General features: G+C 32.3%; 2 protein-coding genes. One reads left to right on the forward strand and one right to left on the reverse strand.

Annotation, left to right across the window (positions count from 1 at the left end):
• The first annotated feature begins 234 nt into the window (after nt 1-234).
• Complete coding sequence (locus AC1Q51_RS27770) at nt 235-1,026, forward strand: sulfotransferase family 2 domain-containing protein (RefSeq protein WP_000460203.1); 792 nt, start codon at nt 235-237, stop codon at nt 1,024-1,026.
• An 86-nt stretch (nt 1,027-1,112) separates the two neighbouring features.
• On the opposite strand, the gene AC1Q51_RS27775 is transcribed toward AC1Q51_RS27770, so the two are convergent.
• Nucleotides 1,113-2,033, reverse strand: a complete 921-nt coding sequence (locus AC1Q51_RS27775; protein ID WP_000658283.1) for a DMT family transporter — start codon at nt 2,031-2,033, stop codon at nt 1,113-1,115.
• Nucleotides 2,034-2,315: the final 282 nt, after the last annotated feature.

Here is a 2,315-nt window from a genome sequence, read left to right on the forward strand (position 1 = left end):
CGCTCATTTGCGACTTCCTTATGTTAACATCTTCGTTAGTTAATGTCAACTAAGTTTTTTATTTCGTTTGTCGCTTGCGACGTTAATGTCATCGGCGACTTGTCCTATATTACACCTCTATATAATAATAGTCAATATTAATCTTTCATTTTTTAAAAAAAGATGAAAAAGACTCTCATACCCCCTCTTTATTCCTCATACATATCAGTAAAATAACTGAAAGGAGTGTAGAACTTGTTCGATCCTTCTTTATTAAACACCATAAGCGCCCATTCAAGAAGCCCACACTATCATAGGAAGTTTCCCATCATTCTATTTTGGAGTCAAAAAAGCGGTTGCACTTCTCTTGCCAATTGGTTCTTTTACCAGATTGATTTATTGCAAACAGCTCTAAGTTATAGTCCTTTCATTCATAATTATGAATATGATATATACAAAAGTACACCTGCTTATAGTGTACGACTAGGAGTAGCGTTGCGAGAAAAACAAAAAGAAACGTTTAAACTTGTTCGTAACCCTTATAGGAGAGCAGTCAGTTCTTTCGTATCCTTAATTGGACCTCCTTATATGGAAAATCCCGAATGGAAACCCATCCGAAAGTTTTTATATCAAGATGAAAATTCCCCCAAAGGGATCTCATTTAAACAATTTCTATATTATCTATTTATGAAAGGGGCTCACGCAAGTGATATTAACCCACATTTCACACAACAATATATAGCTGGTGAAGAAGAATATGTCACCAATTATATATACTTAGAAAACTTTGATCAGGAAATGAAAGAATTAGAAAAGCGTTTCGAATTAAAAAACGCACCAATAAATGAGTTCTCAACATCATGGCATCATCAAACTCCCGCCATGATTTATAAAGGGAATTTTAGCGAAGGCGATATTACTGATCCTTTATTTCCCCGTCATCCAACTTTTGAAAGCTTTTATGATACTGAATGTATACAACTTGTTCAAACAATATTTCAAAATGATTTCGACACATATAAATACAGCAAAGAATATCCATACTAATTTTAGTTTATTATCTTTGCTAAATAAAAAAGATACCTCATATATAAGGTATCTTTTTTACATGTCAATTATATAAATCATACTGTTTAACAGTCTCTATTCTTCACCTTATTACCTTTTAATAGATTACATAACTTTTGCTTATCCGCCCATCCTACTCCGATTAAAACTAAACTTGCTCCCATTATTACTCTCCATGTCAGAGATTCATTTAATAGAATAATTGAAGTAACAATACTTATTAATGGTAATGCATTTAAATATAATCCGCTTACTGATGCTGAAACTCTCTCTAGCGCTTTATTCCACAACCAATACGCTAAAATTGTTGCTCCAATAACAAGGTATATTACACTAAGTCCCGTTTTCCAAGTTTCAATCTTCGGTAAACCGTAATAAAGAATTTCTACCAGTGCAAATGGTAATAGAATAACAGCTCCGATAATTAAAGTTAATGTTGTAAAAACCTCGTTTGATAAATACTGTTCTTGTTTTGGTCGTTTTAGCAAAACCGTGTAGAAAGCAAATAGAAAAGTACTTAATAATATCAGTATATCTCCTATTAAAGACACTTCTTGATCAGCACTTTTAGATGGAATCGTAATAAAGAGTACTCCTATAGCACCCAATATAATTCCTATCCAATAATTCAATCGAATTTTCTCTTTCAAGAAGATTGCTGAAAAAAGAATTGTAACTAATGGTAATGCAGCATCTATGATACTAACATGTAATCCACTTGTTAAAGAAATACCGTACGATGTGAACATAAAATACCCAGCTACACCGGTAAAAGCTAACAAACTCATTCTTTTCCATGGAACTTTTTTATGTACAACTGATTTTTGTAGTTGCTTAAATGAAAATAGCATACAAATTCCACCTGCAAAGAAAAGACGAATAAACAACAAAGTAAACGGCTGAATAGATTCTAACGCCCATTTTGTTGGCGCAATAGCTGTCCCCCATAATATAACAGCCACTAATAACATGCATATTTCTTTCATAATCCCCCACACCCATCAAAAATATATGTTAACTACCTTAATTATAGATTTTTTCTTATGTAAAATCCTTTAAAAACACAAAAGGTTATGCAAAAAGAGCTAGATTGCTACTTTTCGCATAACCTTTTTATATAAGATCACAAACATTCTTTTATATCTCGACTATACCCTTATAAAAGGTAATTCTTACCTTTATATTTTAAGTAATAAAAATAAACACAAAAAAACCTAAGTCGAAACGACTTAGGTTTTTGCTTGGCGACGTCCTACTCTCACAGGGAC

It is taken from the genome of Bacillus sp. MT94 (genome assembly GCF_058792475.1).

Bases quoted from the DNA above. Each gene is read 5' to 3' on its own strand.
- AC1Q51_RS27775 (WP_000658283.1), bottom strand. From the start codon at position 2,033: ATGAAAGAAATATGCATGTTATTAGTGGCTGTTATATTATGGGGGACA.